Here is a 16,523-nt window from a genome sequence, read left to right on the forward strand (position 1 = left end):
GCCGCTCCGGTTAGAAACGACCTGTCAAAGTCACAGTAGCTCTTCGTTCATCCCCTTTATAGAGGAAAGCACCGCTGCGATAAGCCGCGGTATAATAGTCCGCATCGCCGACATTCTGAACATTGATCCGGCCGGAGAAATGTTCGTTGAACTTATACTGGGCGAAAGCATCGACAACCGCATAGGACGGTACGCGATAGGAATAGCGACCGGCTGTCTCATTGAAACTGGCAGCGCTATCGGGCTGACCGGCATACATGGCGCTCTTGTACGTCGCGGTTGCGCCAAATGCGAACTGCTCGGTTGCCTGGTAGCGGATTTGAGCGGTGGCCTGGGTATCTGCAAAGTTCGAAAGCGTTAGCCCGACATTGTCCGGATCAATGCTTTCCAGTACCTCGGCGTCCATGATTACAACGCCGATCTGACCAGAGAGGCGGTCCGTTATATTGCCGACAACCCCCAGTTCGATCCCTTTCACCCGGGTCTTGCCGGTGTTGATCGCGCCTTCGATCGAATAGTCGTCCGAGCCAAGCTCGAAAATATCGGACTTGGTTGTCTGAAATACGGCTGCGGTCAGCAGGAACCGGTCGTCGAACAGGTCCCATTTCAGGCCTGCCTCAAAGCTCGTCGAGGATTCAGGCCTGCCGCTGACAGCAGGATTGACCGGGTCCACGCAGAAACCGCCATAGCCGCAATTGGAACCCAGATCGGACTCGCCGCCGTTGATATTCTTTGCTGTGCCCCAGCTTGCATAGAGCATCATTTCGTCGACAGGCTTGATGCTGATCCCGGCATGGCCGTTCCACAGCGTTTCGTTCTGGCGGTAATCTTCGCCGCGGGTTGCCAGGCTAAAGTCTGTAGCATCGAGCCGCACGCCACCGTTGATCGAGAGCCAGGGCGTGATATCAACCGTGTCCATCGCATAGAAGGAAAGCGCGCTGACCTGCCAGACGCTGTCCGATCCATCTCTTGTGATTTCGCGGCCAAGCAACGAACGTATCGCATCCGGTTCAACGATCAGGTTGCCGTCGGCATCCGTGATACAATAGCCGGGCCGTGTCCCGCCGCGGCCGCTTACCGTGCAATTGGTCGCGCCGCTATTGGTGATCGAATAGACGCCGTTTGTAACCTTGTGGTCGGAATATTCGCTGCCGACAATCAATGTATGGGCCAGAGATCCGGTGTCAAAGCTGCTGATCGCGTTGAACTGGTTGACGAAATAGCGCACTTCCTGCCAACCCTGATGGTCGCTCAGGGCTATGGTGGCGCCGTCCACGCCACCGCGCGCGCCGGTTGTCACATAGCCATTGCTCGATTCACCATAGCGGGTCGAGTTGACGATTTTGAATCCGTCAAATGGCTCGATGAAAATACGGCCGGTGACGGTATCGACATCGGATTTCAGAAAGTCTCCGTCCTGGGTAAACGCGGGAATATCGTCAAACGGTTCTCCGTAGCCGTCCGCCGTGCTTGCGGTCACATAGCTGCCGAGGTCGGGCTTGTCGTTGGCGGTCAGGTGATAATAGTCGAGCGAAAAGCGCACGGCATCACTTACCTGCAACGTGCCGGAGATCGCTGCGCCCCACCGTTCCCGATTTGCCGGATCTCTGCCGGGAACATCCTGATTTGAATATAGGAGATTCGCGCGGATCGCGGCATTGTCGGACAAGAGCCAGTTGGTATCTATCGTCCCGCGATAAAGATTGTCGGTTCCTATTCCCAGATCGACCCGGCTGAAATTATAGTCCGTGCTGGCCTGTTTGGTGATAGCGTTCACCGCTCCGCCGGTCGCTCCGCGTCCGGCAAAGGTCGCGCTTGGGCCCTTGGTTATTTCGATCTGGTCCACAGCGAAGCTCTCCCGCGTGGTCATGCCGGGATCGCGCAGGCCATCGACGAAAACGTCGCTTCTGGCTTCCTCGCCGCGGATGATATAGCGGTCGCCAAATGCGTTGCCATTCTCTCCGGTGCCGATCGTCACGCCTGGCTGCTGGGACAGAATTTCCTTCAGGTCGGTGGTCCCTGCTTCCTCGATCTGGCTTTCGGTGATGACCGTGATGGTCGCCGGCGTTTCGGCCAGTGGCTTCACTCTGCGGGGATCAGCTGAAATGCGCGCCTTATATGGTGCACCCTTTTGCGTATACGGGTTTACGTCGGCGGTATCATCCTCGATCCGCAGCGTTTCCAGTTCGACCTCTTCCGGCTCGGCATCCTGGGCAAAAGCCGGAGTGGCCGCGATCATCGTGGTGATCCCCAAGGCTGCTGCTGCGCCGCATGTGGCGAGGCTGCGATGACTGACGCTCTGGGATCTGAGACTCGTCGGGCGCAGGATATTCTTGTTCATGATGTCGATTTCCTTTTTCATCGTGTTCGGAGTGAATAATCAATGGGAAGGGTGATGGTGACGCTGCCCTGAACCATCGTGTCAGGCATGCGGGGCAGCGGTGCCACGCGCTGCATCAACGCGAGAGTAGCTTCGTCGAGTATCGCGTATCCGCTGGATCCTCTGATCGAAACGCCGGAAATATTGCCGCTTCGACCCACTGTGAAGCGCACCTTGACCACGCCCTGCTGGCGGGCCTTGCGCGCCTCCGACGGATATTGCTTCCGGCGGTTCAGATGCGCGCTAACCATCGCGAAATAATCGGCTTTTTCCTTCCGTGCCTGCGGACTATCGCCGGACGTTTCGCTGGATGGCGCCTTTTCAGGAGCAGCGGCGGCGGGACCGGCACTGACGGCTGTTCTGGGTGATGGCAAAATGACGGGACTGTTATTGCGCAGAGCCATGGGCTGCGGCTGCGCCACCGGTGACTGTTTCGGCGACGCCGCCGGGACGGGCGGAGCAGGCGCGCGCGTGACGGGTCTATCCAGCGAAGCATGTATTTGCTCAATCGGCACGGGGTCAGCGGGTCGCGGGTCGCTCGACGGCTGTTCCGGCGCAGGAGAAGAGGCCCCGCTTGCCGGAGGCAGTTCGACCAGAACAACGGGCTCCGGCATTGGCGGGACAGGCTCTTTGTCCCAGGCTGTGAGCGTCCAGGCAAGCACGCCATGCGCAGCGAGCGCCGTCAGCCCGGCAAAGACCCATTGCCGCTGCTCGGCCCGATCGAGAAACGGCGCATTCATTGTGGACCCGTTGTTTCGGCGCCCACAAGCGCGACGTGGAGATAGCCTGCGGAGCGGAGCTTGTTCATCGCGCCCATGATCGTGTCATAGGTTATTGTCTTGTCGGCGCGCAGATAGATGCGCTGCTCTTTATCGGCCTTGGTGGCGACCCCAATGGCAGCGCCCAGTTCGGCCAGCGTTACGATGGATTCATCGACAAGAATCTTGCCGTCTGCCTGGATCGAGAGAAAGACCGGCTTGTCGGGCTTTGGCGCCGCTGCCGCGTTCGAGGCTGGCAGATCAACTTTCACGTCCACCGTTGCGAGCGGCGCTGCAACCATGAAAATGATGAGCAACACCAGCATCACGTCGATAAACGGAGTAACATTTATCTCGTGATTGACCGGGAGGTCGTCGCTGGTGTCGGATAGCCGGATCGACATCGTCTCAATCCTTCCTGCCGGCTTCGCGCTTGCCGGAAGCGACGCCGCGGCTGAGATCACGAGACACGAGGCGCAAAATCGCCGCCGCGGTATCGGAAACGAGCGCGCGATGGGCCGATATCTGGCGCGAGAAATGATTGTACATGATCACCGCCGGAATGGCGGCAACGAGGCCAAGCGCGGTCGCCAGCAGCGCTTCGGCGATGCCCGGAGCGACCACGGCAAGATTGGTTGTTTGCTTTTCGGCGATACCGATAAAGCTGTTCATGATGCCCCAGACCGTTCCGAACAGCCCGACAAAGGGGGCGGTGGCACCGATTGTGGCAAGAATGTTGACGCCGCGGGTCAGGCGGCGGGCTAGCGCGGCTTCATATCTCTCAAAACGGGAGACGATCCGCTCCTTGACGCCTTCGCCGTCGTTCAGGGCATCCGACGATAGCGCCAGCTCCGTCGATGCCTCTGTCACCAGCGCGTTGCCGTTCAAGGCCGCGACGCCGTTCGCGTCGTCCAGCGATTTCAGCACGATGGCACCATCATGGGCTTCGCGTGCTTTCGCAGTCGCGGCGCGCAATTCCAAAGTCTTGGCGATAAAGATCGTCCAGCTGGCAAGGGAAGCGAATGCAAGGCCGACAATGACGAGTTTCACAATCCAGTCCGCCTGGGCAAACATGCCTGCAACGCTCAGTTCAACCGGTATTGTCGCCACCGCAGGCGCGGCCATCGCTGAAGCAGGTGCAATGAATGCAAAGCAGGCAACGACGCCGATCGCGCATTTTTCAAATTCAAGTTTCATTCAGACCCCCAAAGCCGTCTAAGTGCGAATCACTCGCAATAGCGGCCAACTTGCAGAAATGCTCTGCTAATGCAAGTGATTCTCATTAGAATTAAGGATCGTCGTGCTTTTGACCAGTTTCGCGCACGCTGGAAACAACACTGGAACTGGCCGGCGGGCTGCTGCCGTTCGGCGGAATTGGCTAATGTTCCATTTGCTTCGAGATGGGCAGGCGCGCGGTAGGATGGGCCTGTGAGCGTTCGTTTGTTTGGCTAGTCGTCGAAAACCGATCGGCCGCCAGCTGCCGGATTCCGGCGAAATATGCTGGCCTTGCCTCAGGACAATGCGATCGAGCTTCGCTGGCCGACTGCATTTAAATGCCTGCAGCGCCTCTCGGCCACGACAATTGTGTGGCAGAATGAATGTAAACGATAAGGATAGCTGGCGGAGCCGGAGGGATTCGAACCCTCGATAGGTTGCCCTATACACGCTTTCCAAGCGTGCGCGATCGACCACTCTGCCACGGCTCCGCATTACCGCCTGACCCGTGAATATGGTCGAAGTTCAGACAGCGAGGCTTCCCTAATGGGGGAATCGGGCTTTCGCAAGCGATAGTGTGCGGTTAGGGTTCACGCCAGCAATTAAACCCGTTCGTCCTGAGCTTGTCGAAGGACCGGGTGCGTATATAACCGTGCTTCGACAAGCGCAGCACGAACGGAATTTGGGGGATATGTTTATGAGAAAGATCAGCGCCGCTGTTTCACTATTCGCTCTGTTGAGCGCGACACCCGCCCTCGCCCAGGACGCCGAAAAACCCGAATATCCCAGCCCCAATGCGATAGTCGATGCCGCCCCGGCCAGCGACTGGGTGACCATCGCGCCAAGCGACTTGCTGGTCATGGACCTCGCCGCCGATTCCGAAGGCAACGCCCGCCGCGTGGTCATCCAGCTGATGCCTGAACCGTTTTCGCAGGGCTGGATCCGCAATATCCGCAAGCTGGCCGCCGCGCACTGGTGGGACGGCACCAGCATCAACCGGGTGCAGGACAATTATGTCGTGCAATGGGGGGATGCCGGTTACGATAATCCGGAATCGGGCGAGACCGAGCAGAAGGCTTTGCCGGAGGGTTTGGAGACGGTGCCGGAGGGTGATTATCACACGCTGACACTTCCTGATTTTCCACAATTTCCTCTCAAACCTGATAAAATTTCGGACAAGCAATTGTCACTAGTTATTAATGCAATGATATTGGCTGGAATAGATCTTGAAAAATTTGATTTGGACCAAGAAAAGAAAAAAAAGGGCTACCCAAATTCGCTCAGGGCTCAGTTAGCAGATCGGTATTCGGATGTCCCATCCATCACCGCTGGATGGCCGATCGCTGGCGAAACCGACGAAAAAACGTTGATTCCTAAATTTTGGCCCGTCCACTGCTACGGCGCCGTCGGTGTCGGCCGCAACCTGTCCCCTGATACCGGCAGCGGTGCCGAGCTTTACACCGTCATCGGCCACGCACCGCGCCATCTGGATCGCAACATTGCGGTGGTCGGACGGATTATCGAGGGGATCGAACATCTCTCCAGCCTGCCGCGCGGCAAGGGGCAGCTGGGATTTTACGAGGACGCCAGCAAGCGTGTACCGATCATCTCGATCCGCCTGGGTGATGCACTGGCCGAAGACCCGTCACCTGCCTTCGAGTATCTTGATACCGAGAGCGAGGTCTTCGCAAAATATGCCGACGCCCGCGCCAATCGCCGCGATCCGTTCTTCATCGTGCCAGCGGGTGGTGCGGATATCTGCAATATTCCGGTGCCGGTGCGACGGGTGAAGGGGGAGTGAGGAAGGCGGTGCACCTGCGCAGGCAGGTGCCCATCTCTCGCCATTGCGTCTGGTCGCTCGCTCGGGAGATGGACCCCGGCCTTCGCCGGGGCACAGTGAAGTATTTTGCCTTTCCTACAGCCGGTAATTTGGGTTAGCCTGGCTTCATGGTCGAAAGTCTGTCTTCATCCTCCAAACTGCGGTTTTCAGCAATTTCCGGACACGAATTTTTCTTCGCAAAAGGGGGTGTGACCCTGTGTGACCCAATTGTTCCCCGCCGCAGGGCGGGGTCCAGAACAGTCGCGCCTTTGCGTCTGAAAACCTATCGACAGGACTCGACTGGGCCCCGCCCTGCGGCGGGGTACGAAATCGCCTTTACCGGGGGCAGGAAGCTTATTTTTTCTTAACAGTGTAAAGTTTGTAAAGTTCAACGAGGCAGGAGTTGCATGAAACACTATTTTCGATCCGTACAGATGGTCTTTTCGTCGCTTGTCCTCGGCTGTTTTTCACTGGCTGCCCCGGCACTGGCGCAGGAAGAAATCGCAGAACAAAGCCCCGGCGAAATCCTCGCTGCCGCCCCGGCCGAGCACTGGCTGCCGATCCCGCTCACCGATCTGATGGTGATGACCCTGCCCGATGCCGCCGACGGCAGCAAACGGGAGGCGGTGATCCAGCTGCTCCCGGCCAGTCTTTCCGGCGGCCATGTTCGCAACGTCCGGACCTTTGCCCGCACCCGCTGGTGGGACGGCACCAAAATCTACCGCGTCGCCAGGGATTTCGTCACCCAGTTCGGCGGCAATCCCGACGCCAAGAAGCTGCCGAAAGGCCTCGAGACTGTTCCTGAGAGCGAATATTATAATGCCGCGCTCGGGGTGAAACGCGACGCCGACATGGCGGCGCTCAAGGCGGCGGTCGATTACAGCAACCAATATCAGGGCACCGAAATCCAGCCGCTGATGAAGATGATCTACGAGAATACAGGAGCGCAGAAAGTCGGTTTCGGTGGCGGCTGGCCGATCGGCAGCAAGACCGTGGACGGCGAGCTTCGCTATTATCCGCTGACCTGTCGCGGGTCGCTGTCGCCGGCCCATTATGATCCGCCCGACGCCGGAACCGGCGCGGAAATGTCGGTGATCACCGGCGAAGCGGCGCGCAGTCTCGATACGACCTTCGGCATGGTCGGCCGGGTGATCGCCGGGCTGGAGCATTTGCAGAATCTCCCGCTCGGCACCGATCCGGGCGGCTTCTATGCCGACAAATCGGAATATACCGAGATTGAATCGATCCGGCTGGCGAGCGAATTGCCGCTCGCCGATCAACCGGCTTACGAATATCTCGCCAGCTACAGCCCGGCGCTGCTGCAATATATCGAGGCGCATGGCGGCTATGGCAATATTTGCACCGTGCCCGTGCCGATTAGGAAAGTTTCAAGATAGGGCAATAAAATTACAAGGCGTCTCGCGCAGGCCGATATTTGCTGTTATTGATTGCCGACAGACTCAAGAAACAGGAGCCTCCCCATGCGCGTCGGTACCCCAAGAGAAATCAAGAACCATGAATATCGGGTCGGCCTGACCCCGGAATCGGTCCGTGAGCTGGTTGCCCACGGCCATGATGTGCTGGTCGAAACCGGGGCAGGCCTTGGCATCGGTGCCGAAGATTCGGAATATATCGATGCCGGCGCAACCATTGCTTCGACCCCTGCCGATATCTTCGAAAAATGCGACATGGTGGTCAAGGTCAAGGAGCCGCAGGCGGTCGAACGGGCGATGCTGCGCGAAGGCCAGATCTTGTTCACCTATCTCCACCTCGCGCCCGATCCGGAACAGACCGCAGACCTGGTCAAATCGAAAGCAATCTGCATTGCCTATGAAACGGTCACCGGCACAGGCGGATTGCCGCTGCTCAAGCCGATGAGCCAGGTCGCCGGGCGGATGTCGATCCAGGCTGGTGCGACGGCGCTGGAAAAAGCCCATGGCGGTCGCGGTATATTGCTCGGCGGCGTCCCCGGCGTTGCCCCTGGCAAGGTCACGATCATCGGCGGCGGTGTCGTCGGTTTCAACGCCGCGCAAATGGCCGCCGGTCTCGGCGCGGATGTGACAATCCTCGACCGCGATCCGGATGTGCTGGAATCGGTCGGCACCCATTTTGAATCGCGCGCCAAGACCCGCTTCTCCAACAAGGCCAATCTGGCCGAATGCGTTGCCGAAGCGGATCTGGTCATCGGTGCCGTGCTGATTCCGGGCGCGGAAGCCCCAAAGCTGGTGACCCGCGAAATGCTGAAGTCCATGCGGCCCGGCTCGGTGCTCTGCGATGTTGCGATCGACCAGGGCGGCTGTTTCGAAACCTCCAGGGCGACCACCCACGAAGACCCGACCTATGTCGTCGATGATATCGTCCATTATTGCGTCGCCAATATGCCCGGCGCGGTATCGCGCACCTCGACCTATGCGCTCAACAATGTGACCCTGCCCCACACGCTGGCGATTGCCGACAAGGGCTGGGAAGCGGCGCTGCGGGACGACGCGCATCTTGCCCAGGGGCTGAATGTCTGGAATGGCCAAGTCACATATAAGGCCGTCGCCGAGGATTTGGGCTATGAATATATGCCGGTATCGGAGATTGTGGGACTGAAGGCGTAATCTGGTTGGAGAACAGCTGTTTGATCCGTTCGTGGTGAGCTTGTCGAACCACATCTCTCGGACGAAATATGTCCTTCGACAAGCTCAGGACAAACGGCATAACAAGAAGGACGGACCTACATGGCAGCAGCAGACCAGAAACCGCTCGGCTCGGGATTTCCAGCGAAGAGCGAACCGCACGAAATACTCGCCGGCATTGATCTGTCCGGCAAGACCGCCATCGTCACCGGCGGCTATTCCGGCATTGGTCTGGAAACCACCCGCGCGCTGGCGGGTGCTGGCGCGACGGTGATCGTGCCGGTACGCGATCCGGCAAAAGCAAAAGAGAATCTGGCGACCATCGACGGCAATGTCTCTTCGACAAAAATGGACCTTGCCGATCTCGCTTCGGTGCGCGACTTCGCTGCCTCGGTGGCCGGCGATATCGATTCGCTGGATCTGTTGATCAACAATGCCGGCATCATGGCTTGTCCACTCGAGCGGGTCGGGCCCGGATGGGAAAGCCAGTTCGGTGTCAATCACATGGGCCATTTCGCGCTGACCAAGGCGCTGATGTCCTTGCTCGAAAAAGCTTCCGCACCGCGCGTGGTCGCGCTGTCGTCGGTCGCTCACAAGCGCAACGGCCTGTTGTGGGATGATATCCAGTTCGAGAACAGCGACTATAATAAATGGGTCGCTTATGCTCAGGCCAAGAGCGCCAACGCCCTGTTCGCCAATGCGCTCAGCCGCCGGATGCAGGCTTTTGGCGGCCGTGCCTTCTCGGTCCATCCGGGCGGCATTTTTACTCCGCTGCAACGCCATCTGCCCCGGGAAGAGCAGGTTGAACTGGGATGGCTGAACAAGGACGGCACGGTCCCGCCGATGATTGCCGAGATATTCAAGACCACCAGCCAGGGCTGTACCACGAGCTTGTGGGCCGCCACGTCACCGCTGCTTGACGATATGCCGGGCGTCTATTGCGAGGATTGCGACGTCGCACAGCTGGTGGGAGAAGACTCGCCATCCTTCATGCATTGCGCACCGCATATCACCATTGACGAGGATGCCGAACGGCTTTGGGAGCTCAGCGAGACGTTGCTCGCGACTGCATGATGGTGAAGGACGGCAAGGAGACCAGCGAATATGCCGGGTTGCTGCAGCGCGATGCGACCGGCTTCTTTCTGCGGTGCGACGATGGCGAGCGCTATCGGCTCGAACTGTTGCGCACCCCGATTGACGAAGTCGAGAAAAGGGTGGTGGTGACCGGGCGGATCACCGGCAATGCGATGCTCGAAGCAGAGGGAATCCGGCTGACATGAATTTCGACCGTGCCGGGACCGGCGATATTCCACGCCTCCACGCGCTGGTCGAAAGCGCCTATCGCGGCGAAAGCGCCAGGCGCGGCTGGACCCATGAGGCCGACCTGCTCGGCGGACAGCGGACCGATGCCAAGGCGTTGCGGGAAATCATCGAGGCCGACAGTCAGGTCATCCTGCTGGCGAAAAACGTCGACGCCATCACGGGGTGCGTCCAGCTCTCCCATGTCGGAGATGGGCTCGCCTATCTCGGCTTGTTGACCGTCGATCCCGATTTGCAGGCGTCAGGTCTTGGGAAGGAATTGCTGGTACGGGCGGAGCAATTTGTCCGCGACCACTGGCAGGCAAGGGCCATGGAGATGACCGTCATCCGCCAGCGCAGCGATCTGATCGCCTATTACGAGCGGCGCGGCTATGCGCGAACCGGCGAGCACCGGCCCTTTCCCCATGGCGACGAACGCTTCGGCCGGCCGAAATCTCCCGAACTGGAATTTGCGGTGCTACGCAAGCCGGTCTAGGCGGCCTTACCCTCGAGCGCTTTTTGCCGGCGGCGCTGGACCGAACTGCCCATGCCGAGCGCTTCGCGATATTTCGCGACCGTGCGCCGGGCGATGTCAAAGCCCTTGGCCTGCAACAGCGTGACCAGCTTGTCGTCGGACAGGATTTTCTTCGGGTCCTCATCATCGATCAGCGCCTTGATATGGCTTTTGACCGCCTCCGCCGACGCCGCCTCGCCGCCGGTCGACGACTGGATTCCGCTGGTGAAGAAATATTTGAGCTCAAAAGTCCCGCGCGAACAGGAGAGATATTTGTTCGATGTCACCCGGCTGACGGTCGATTCGTGCATCTCGATCTTTTCGGCGATATGCCTGAGCGTCAGCGGACGGAGATGCGCGACCCCCTTGCGGAAAAACTCCTCCTGCTGTTTGACGATCTCGGTTGCGACTTTGACAATCGTCCGCTGCCGCTGGTCGAGCGCCTTGACCAGCCAGTTGGCGTCGGCGAGGCATTCGTTGAGCCAGTCCTTTGACTCCTTGTCCTGCGCGCCGTCTTTCAGCTCGGAATAATATGTGCGGTTTACCAGCACCTTGGGCAAAGTGGCGCTGTTCACTTCGATGATCCAACGGCCTGCCCGCTCGGCGATGAACACGTCCGGGACCACCGCCTGCACCGCACCGCCGCCAATCTTGCAACCGGGCTTGGGGTCATAGTTGCGCAACTCGCTGATCATGTCCATCAGGTCTTCATTGTCGACACCGCATATCCGCTTGAGTTGCGGCAGCGCGCCTTTCGCCAGCAGATCGAGATTGTCGATCAGACGCTCCATCGCCGGATCATAGCGATCGGCGTCCTTTGCCTGCAGGGCCAGACATTCCGCCAGATCTCGCGCACCGACACCGACCGGGTCGAGCGTCTGGACACTATCCAATATGCGTTCAACGTCGACGAGCCCGACATTCAGCCGCTGGGCCAGCTCAAGCAGGTCTGCCTGCAAATAGCCGCACTCGTCGATCTGGTCGATGATATGCTGGGCAACAAACAGGTCCATACCCGAAAGAACGGCGCCGGCCTGATCCATCAGATGATCGGTCAGGGTTATTTCGGCGACCAGCATATTCTCGAAATCCGGGGCTTCACCGCTGGCCGCCGCACCGGAGCCGGAACTGGAACCATTGAGCCCGAGCTGGCCATCGAGCGCGCCGTCGCTGTCCGAAAGACTGTTGTTGGAAAAACTGTCCGTATCGCCCTGCATGTCGAGCGTGGATTCCGATTCCGCCGGTCCGGTCGACAATATTTCGTCGCTACCCTGCGCGGCAGCCTCACTCGGTCCGTTCTCATTCTCGCTGACTTCACCGCTTTCGGTCGAAATATCTCCGGTATCCAGAAGCGGGTTTTTCTCGATCTCGTCGGAAATGAATGTTTCGAGCTCGAGATTGGACAAGGTCAGCAGCTTGATCGCCTGCTGCAATTGCGGCGTCATCACCAGCGACTGACTCTGCCGCAAATCGAGACGAGGCGCGAGTGCCATTGCTAGAGAGCGAAACCTTCGCCCAGATAGAGCCGTCGGACGTTGGCATCCGCAACCAGATCTTCGGGGCTGCCGGCAAACAACACCTGGCCGTCATAGATTATGCAGGCGCGGTCGACGATATCGAGCGTTTCGCGGACGTTATGGTCCGTGATCAAAACCCCGATGCCGCGATCACGCAACTGGCAGACCAGATCACGAATATCCGAGATCGACAGCGGATCGATACCGGCAAATGGTTCATCGAGTAGCACGATCGACGGGCTCGCGGCCAGCGCGCGGGCAATCTCGCATCGCCGCCGCTCGCCACCAGACAAGGCCATTGCTGGCGAACTGCGCAGCTTTGTGAGTCCGAATTCATCGAGTAGCCGGTCCAGCGTTTCATGCCGGACATCACCATCGGGCTCAACCATCTCGAGCACCGCCAGAATATTCTGTTCGACGGTCATGCCGCGAAAAATAGAGGTTTCCTGAGGAAGATAGCCGATGCCGAGGATCGCCCGGCGGTACATCGGCAAAGCGGTAATATCCTCGCCATCGAGCATGATCCGGCCGGCGTCCGGCCGCACCAGCCCCATGACAGAGTAGAAACAGGTCGTTTTCCCGGCACCATTCGGGCCCAACAAGCCTACGACTTCGCCGCGCCCTACCGACAGTGACACGTCGGACAGGACCGAGCGCTTGTCATAGCTTTTGGCGATGGAAACAACGGCCAGGCCATGTTCCATGGCGTCGCTGGCCATGGCGGCCCCCGGATCGGCCATCGCCGGAATGTCAGTGACCGCTGCGTCGTTCATTATTCGTCCTCATTTGCATGGGCTGTCTTGTTCGTTGGTTGAGAGCATGCCCCAATCTGGACCGAATTGGCAAGCTTTGTGCATGCTATATTGAAAATGGCTTTTTCGCGGCAATAATCAAGCACAGGGAGAGCGGAAACGGCACAATTCATCCGCTGCCGGTTCGGGGCGTCAGTCTTTGCGCTGCGGCACCGTGAAGGTACCGGATACGCGTCCGCTCGAATCCTGGGACCCGACCGAAGAGCCGCCCGTCGAACGGCCATCTATCGTCGATCTGCCTGATGCAAGATCGATGATGACACGTCCGCCCGAAAGACGGTTGGTGCCCTGAGTCAATGTGACATTGCCCAATAGGGTGATGAGACGCCGATCGAGGTCATATATCGCAACATTGCCCGAAGCTGTGTCACCCGCTTTCCTGACCGTTACGCCGCCCGATGCATCGATCCGGTCGATTTCGATCCCGCCGGCGTTGCGATAGGCAACGGTCATCCGCGCTGCGTTGAGCACCAGTCCAGCCTGCTCGACCCGGACAGCGCCCGAAAGCACGACGCGGTCGGCACGATCCTGTACCTCTATCCGGCCGGCATCGAAATTCACCGGTGCGTTGCTGTTGTGACTGCCAAAGACCTGGGCAGGAGCCGGGCCCGCGAGCAACAAAAGTCCCGAAGCAAGGATAGCGGTGCCGCCGGACAGCGAAAGAAATAGGTTCAATTTCATCTAGGGTCTTCTTAATCCATTTTGTTCGATCCGCAAACGCGCATTGCCTTCGAGGCTAACCGTACGCTCTGCCAGATCGGCTTCCAGCCGGTCCGCTCCAAATGTGCCGATATTGGTTCGGCCTTCCACGGCGCCTCCGCTTGTCAACGTCCGTTGCTTGAGATCAACGGTCACATTGCTGGTCGAAAGACGGTAGCCGCTGGCAGACTCGACCTGCACGGGCCCCGGAACCAGGACATTTTCCTGATCCATGTCATAGCGACCCTGATTTGCACGAATCTGGGCCGGGCCGTCCTGCAGCAATATCCGGGCCGAAAGGTCTTTGAGATCCACAACCGCTTCGCGCGAACTTTTCTGCACGGCAGACCCTGCTTTCAGCGAAAACGGGCGGCCTTCGCTATCCTCGCCCCGGTAGAGCGCCTCGGTCACGCGCATCCGTTCCCTGGCAACCTCGACACTATTCTTGTCGAGAACAAAGCTGAGTTCCCCGGACATGGTGAACGGAGCCAGCGCCAGCATGGACCCCAATGCTCCGACGCCAACCGGCAGGATGAACCGCAACCATTTCACATTGCGGTCGTGCTTGCCGTTCGGAGCAGCAAATTCCTGACGCTTCGTCCGGACTAGATTGGCGGCGGTCGACATGGTTGCGTTACAATCCCAAAAACCGGAACTTAAATCGATTGTGCTTGAGGTCCAACAACTTAAGCATGGGCAAAAATATCCGTTTCCGGCCAACCCGCGAGATCCAGCCGGGCCCGATCGGGCAGAAAGTCGAAGCAAGCCTGCGCCAGAGCGGTCCTGTCCTCGCGCGCGAGCCGGATTTCCAGTTCATCCTTCAACCGGTGCAGAAAGCGAACGTCCGATGCTGCATATTCCCGCTGGGCCTCGCTCAGTTCGGGGTTGCCCCAGTCACTGGACTGCTGTTGTTTGGAAATATCCTGGCCGAGCAATTCGCGGACCAGTTCCTTCAGGCCGTGGCGATCGGTGTAGGTCCGGATGAGCCGCGAAGCGATTTTGGTGCAGAATACCGGCTCTGCCATCACGCCCATATAATGTTCGATGGCAGCGAGGTCGAAACGGGCAAAATGATAGAGTTTCACGCGATCGGGATCGGACAAAATCGCGCGAAGGTTCGGGGCAGCATAGTCGCTATCAGGGCCGAAGCGCACCAGATGCTCGTCACCCTGGCCGTCCGATATCTGCAGCAGGCACAGACGGTCACGGGGGGTTTGGAGACCCATGGTTTCGGTATCAACGGCGACGGCACCCTCGCCTAATACGCCTGCGGGAAGGTCTTCTTCATGAAAAAAAACTGCCATTATATTCTGCCTGTCCATTTAATCGCTGGCGCAGCTTCCTTTTCTCAACCGTAACGCCGGCACAATACCCTTTTCATTCCACTGGGGGTCCTGGCCAGATCTCCGGCTGCAAAAAATTGACAGCTCCGCATCATTGGATATGCTATGTGCCGCAGGCCGGTTCAAACAGCAAGTTTAGTTTGGCCAGGAACTCGGATCGGTGGCGCAAACGGAGGAGGAATTCGACGATATGAGCGAAAAAGCACCCAAGGCAACCGCTACCGGCTTCGACTTCAACAAGGCGACGATCGTCTCGCTCCTCTACATCGCCGGATTTGTTGTGGGCATTACCGGAATCGTCGGCTTCATCCTGGCTCTGGTCTGGAAAGACGAAGTCGCCGGCACCTGGGAAGAAAGCCATCTGCAATTCCACGTCAGGACATTTGTCATCGGGCTCGTGGTCGGCATAATCGGCGGAATTCTGTCGATAATATTGATCGGCATTCCGATTCTGCTGGCGCTGTTTCTATGGATATTGGTTCGGTCCGTGGTCGCTTTGTCCAAAGCCCAGAAACATGAACCGATGGCTGATCCGAAATCATGGCTTTTGTGACGAAGGCGCCGTCGAATTCTGAATCGACGAGATTCTGACCCGAACATCGAATTCATTCGCTTATTCGTCTGTTTTTCTATATAGTTGAGACGCGTGGCAATTAGATTCGCGCGAACAATGCTTTGGAAATCGTCCGCTGCAGCATTGGGATTATTGGGTAGGGCGAATTGAAAGTGACGATTTAAGAATGGGTTTTGACAGAAACCGGCGAGGTAGAGGCCGGGACAAGCGCGACGGCTTCGGTGACGAAAACTTCGATGGATACCAAGGTGATAGCGGTCCGCCCGTAGAGAGATATACGCGACCGGACAGTGATTCCGGCGGCGCCAGACGCGGCGGTGGCGGTATGCCAGACCAGGTTGTCGGCGAAAGCACCGGAACAGTAAAGTTTTTCAATGCGCAAAAGGGTTTTGGCTTCATCGTGCAAGACGGTGGTGGCGAGGATGTTTTTGTTCATATCAGCCAAGTCGAACGCGCAGGCCTGAAAGGGCTCGCAGAAGGTCAGACGTTGCGATTTTCGCTGGTCGACCGTGGCGGCAAGGTTTCGGCTTCCGACATACAGATCGAAGGCGATCTGATCGAAGTTACGAACAGCGCTCGCGAAGAGCGCGGTGGCGGCGCGCCCCGCCGGGAACTTACCGGAGAAAAAGCGACCGGAACGGTCAAATTTTTCAACGGCACCAAGGGCTTCGGCTTCATCCAGCGTGATGACGGCCAGCCGGACGCTTTTGTCCATATCTCAGCCGTAGAACGCGCCGGAATGCGCGGGCTGGAAGAAGGCGACAAGCTCGAATTCGAACTCGAAGTAGACCAGCGCGGGAAAACCGCTGCAGTGAATTTGACCGCAAAATAGCGGGTTAGATCTTGTTCAGGAAATCATGAGTAGCGGGCCTTCGGGTCCGCTATTTTTTTTATGTGCTCGAAGGACATCGAGACCGGTGCCGGGCAACAGACAAAGAAAAGCCCGCCGAAACGCGCGTTCCGGCGGGCTTT

General features: G+C 58.5%; 17 protein-coding genes and 1 tRNA gene. 8 read left to right on the forward strand and 10 right to left on the reverse strand.

Features of this window, described 5'->3' with window-relative positions; translation table 11 throughout:
• Positions 1 to 10: 10 nt before the first annotated feature.
• The 5 genes from HUO14_RS13170 to HUO14_RS13190 all read right to left on the reverse strand — a co-directional run bounded on the left by HUO14_RS13170 (position 11) and on the right by HUO14_RS13190 (position 4,844).
• Complete coding sequence (locus HUO14_RS13170; RefSeq protein ID WP_176280302.1) at positions 11 to 2,341, reverse strand: TonB-dependent receptor; 2,331 nt, start codon at positions 2,339 to 2,341, stop codon at positions 11 to 13.
• A gap of 17 nt (positions 2,342 to 2,358) precedes the next feature.
• Entirely contained in the window at positions 2,359 to 3,120 is a 762-nt protein-coding gene (locus HUO14_RS13175) for an energy transducer TonB (RefSeq protein WP_176280303.1), read from the reverse strand.
• Complete coding sequence (gene exbD, locus HUO14_RS13180) at positions 3,117 to 3,542, reverse strand: TonB system transport protein ExbD (RefSeq protein ID WP_176280304.1); 426 nt, start codon at positions 3,540 to 3,542, stop codon at positions 3,117 to 3,119. Before exbD ends, HUO14_RS13175 begins: the two co-directional genes overlap by 4 nt.
• Before the next feature lie 4 nt (positions 3,543 to 3,546).
• Positions 3,547 to 4,335: a tonB-system energizer ExbB gene (gene exbB, locus HUO14_RS13185; RefSeq protein ID WP_176280305.1), complete on the reverse strand. Its 789-nt coding sequence runs from the start codon at positions 4,333 to 4,335 to the stop codon at positions 3,547 to 3,549.
• 421 nt (positions 4,336 to 4,756) lie between these two features.
• A tRNA-Ser gene (locus HUO14_RS13190) sits at positions 4,757 to 4,844 on the reverse strand.
• Positions 4,845 to 5,050: 206 nt separating this feature from the next.
• Between HUO14_RS13190 and HUO14_RS13195 the strand changes: the two genes are divergently transcribed.
• From HUO14_RS13195 to HUO14_RS13220, 6 genes are all read left to right on the forward strand, one after another.
• A complete protein-coding gene (locus HUO14_RS13195) occupies positions 5,051 to 6,154 on the forward strand; it encodes a peptidylprolyl isomerase (RefSeq protein ID WP_176280555.1) in 1,104 nt (367 codons plus the stop codon).
• 425 nt (positions 6,155 to 6,579) lie between these two features.
• A complete protein-coding gene (locus HUO14_RS13200; protein ID WP_176280306.1) occupies positions 6,580 to 7,569 on the forward strand; it encodes a peptidylprolyl isomerase in 990 nt (329 codons plus the stop codon).
• Between the two features lie 84 nt (positions 7,570 to 7,653).
• The gene (ald, locus tag HUO14_RS13205) at positions 7,654 to 8,775 is read left to right on the forward strand and encodes an alanine dehydrogenase (RefSeq protein WP_176280307.1); all 1,122 of its coding nucleotides are present in this window, start codon (positions 7,654 to 7,656) and stop codon (positions 8,773 to 8,775) included.
• A gap of 120 nt (positions 8,776 to 8,895) precedes the next feature.
• Complete coding sequence (locus HUO14_RS13210) at positions 8,896 to 9,867, forward strand: oxidoreductase (protein WP_176280308.1); 972 nt, start codon at positions 8,896 to 8,898, stop codon at positions 9,865 to 9,867.
• Positions 9,864 to 10,073, forward strand: a complete 210-nt coding sequence (locus tag HUO14_RS13215) for a DUF5818 domain-containing protein (protein WP_246255644.1) — start codon at positions 9,864 to 9,866, stop codon at positions 10,071 to 10,073. Before HUO14_RS13210 ends, HUO14_RS13215 begins: the two co-directional genes overlap by 4 nt.
• Entirely contained in the window at positions 10,070 to 10,588 is a 519-nt protein-coding gene (locus HUO14_RS13220; protein ID WP_176280309.1) for a GNAT family N-acetyltransferase, read from the forward strand. Before HUO14_RS13215 ends, HUO14_RS13220 begins: the two co-directional genes overlap by 4 nt.
• On the opposite strand, the gene rpoN is transcribed toward HUO14_RS13220, so the two are convergent.
• From rpoN to HUO14_RS13245, 5 genes are all read right to left on the reverse strand, one after another.
• Positions 10,585 to 12,099: an RNA polymerase factor sigma-54 gene (gene rpoN, locus HUO14_RS13225; RefSeq protein WP_176280310.1), complete on the reverse strand. Its 1,515-nt coding sequence runs from the start codon at positions 12,097 to 12,099 to the stop codon at positions 10,585 to 10,587. The two genes, HUO14_RS13220 and rpoN, sit on opposite strands and share 4 nt — an antisense overlap.
• 2 nt (positions 12,100 to 12,101) lie before the next feature.
• Entirely contained in the window at positions 12,102 to 12,863 is a 762-nt protein-coding gene (gene lptB, locus HUO14_RS13230; protein ID WP_176280557.1) for an LPS export ABC transporter ATP-binding protein, read from the reverse strand.
• 204 nt (positions 12,864 to 13,067) lie between these two features.
• Positions 13,068 to 13,616 (reverse strand): LptA/OstA family protein, encoded by a 549-nt coding sequence (locus tag HUO14_RS13235; RefSeq protein ID WP_176280311.1) that lies wholly within the window; start codon positions 13,614 to 13,616, stop codon positions 13,068 to 13,070.
• Complete coding sequence (gene lptC / locus HUO14_RS13240; RefSeq protein WP_176280312.1) at positions 13,617 to 14,261, reverse strand: LPS export ABC transporter periplasmic protein LptC; 645 nt, start codon at positions 14,259 to 14,261, stop codon at positions 13,617 to 13,619.
• 59 nt (positions 14,262 to 14,320) lie between these two features.
• Positions 14,321 to 14,938: a ribonuclease D gene (locus HUO14_RS13245; protein WP_176280313.1), complete on the reverse strand. Its 618-nt coding sequence runs from the start codon at positions 14,936 to 14,938 to the stop codon at positions 14,321 to 14,323.
• Between the two features lie 229 nt (positions 14,939 to 15,167).
• Between HUO14_RS13245 and HUO14_RS13250 the strand changes: the two genes are divergently transcribed.
• Together HUO14_RS13250 and HUO14_RS13255 are read left to right on the forward strand one after the other, a co-directional pair.
• Positions 15,168 to 15,530 (forward strand): DUF4870 family protein, encoded by a 363-nt coding sequence (locus tag HUO14_RS13250; RefSeq protein WP_176280314.1) that lies wholly within the window; start codon positions 15,168 to 15,170, stop codon positions 15,528 to 15,530.
• A gap of 187 nt (positions 15,531 to 15,717) precedes the next feature.
• Positions 15,718 to 16,383, forward strand: coding sequence for a cold-shock protein (locus tag HUO14_RS13255; RefSeq protein ID WP_176280315.1), 666 nt, complete (start codon positions 15,718 to 15,720; stop codon positions 16,381 to 16,383).
• The last annotated feature ends 140 nt before the right edge of the window (positions 16,384 to 16,523 follow it).

This window comes from Parasphingorhabdus flavimaris, from assembly GCF_013371215.1.
Taxonomy (GTDB): Bacteria; Pseudomonadota; Alphaproteobacteria; order Sphingomonadales; family Sphingomonadaceae; genus Parasphingorhabdus; species Parasphingorhabdus flavimaris.

Excerpts from the sequence above, each read along its gene's own strand:
- HUO14_RS13170 (WP_176280302.1), bottom strand. The coding sequence starts at position 2,341 with ATGAACAAGAATATCCTGCGCCCGACGAGTCTCAGATCCCAGAGCGTC.
- HUO14_RS13175 (WP_176280303.1), bottom strand. The coding sequence starts at position 3,120 with ATGAATGCGCCGTTTCTCGATCGGGCCGAGCAGCGGCAATGGGTCTTT.
- exbD (WP_176280304.1), bottom strand. The coding sequence starts at position 3,542 with ATGTCGATCCGGCTATCCGACACCAGCGACGACCTCCCGGTCAATCAC.
- exbB (WP_176280305.1), bottom strand. The coding sequence starts at position 4,335 with ATGAAACTTGAATTTGAAAAATGCGCGATCGGCGTCGTTGCCTGCTTT.
- HUO14_RS13195 (WP_176280555.1), top strand. The coding sequence starts at position 5,051 with ATGAGAAAGATCAGCGCCGCTGTTTCACTATTCGCTCTGTTGAGCGCG.
- HUO14_RS13200 (WP_176280306.1), top strand. The coding sequence starts at position 6,580 with ATGAAACACTATTTTCGATCCGTACAGATGGTCTTTTCGTCGCTTGTC.
- ald (WP_176280307.1), top strand. The coding sequence starts at position 7,654 with ATGCGCGTCGGTACCCCAAGAGAAATCAAGAACCATGAATATCGGGTC.
- HUO14_RS13210 (WP_176280308.1), top strand. The coding sequence starts at position 8,896 with ATGGCAGCAGCAGACCAGAAACCGCTCGGCTCGGGATTTCCAGCGAAG.
- HUO14_RS13215 (WP_246255644.1), top strand. The coding sequence starts at position 9,864 with ATGATGGTGAAGGACGGCAAGGAGACCAGCGAATATGCCGGGTTGCTG.
- HUO14_RS13220 (WP_176280309.1), top strand. The coding sequence starts at position 10,070 with ATGAATTTCGACCGTGCCGGGACCGGCGATATTCCACGCCTCCACGCG.
- rpoN (WP_176280310.1), bottom strand. The coding sequence starts at position 12,099 with ATGGCACTCGCGCCTCGTCTCGATTTGCGGCAGAGTCAGTCGCTGGTG.
- lptB (WP_176280557.1), bottom strand. The coding sequence starts at position 12,863 with ATGGCCGATCCGGGGGCCGCCATGGCCAGCGACGCCATGGAACATGGC.
- HUO14_RS13235 (WP_176280311.1), bottom strand. The coding sequence starts at position 13,616 with ATGAAATTGAACCTATTTCTTTCGCTGTCCGGCGGCACCGCTATCCTT.
- lptC (WP_176280312.1), bottom strand. The coding sequence starts at position 14,261 with ATGTCGACCGCCGCCAATCTAGTCCGGACGAAGCGTCAGGAATTTGCT.
- HUO14_RS13245 (WP_176280313.1), bottom strand. The coding sequence starts at position 14,938 with ATGGCAGTTTTTTTTCATGAAGAAGACCTTCCCGCAGGCGTATTAGGC.
- HUO14_RS13250 (WP_176280314.1), top strand. The coding sequence starts at position 15,168 with ATGAGCGAAAAAGCACCCAAGGCAACCGCTACCGGCTTCGACTTCAAC.
- HUO14_RS13255 (WP_176280315.1), top strand. The coding sequence starts at position 15,718 with ATGGGTTTTGACAGAAACCGGCGAGGTAGAGGCCGGGACAAGCGCGAC.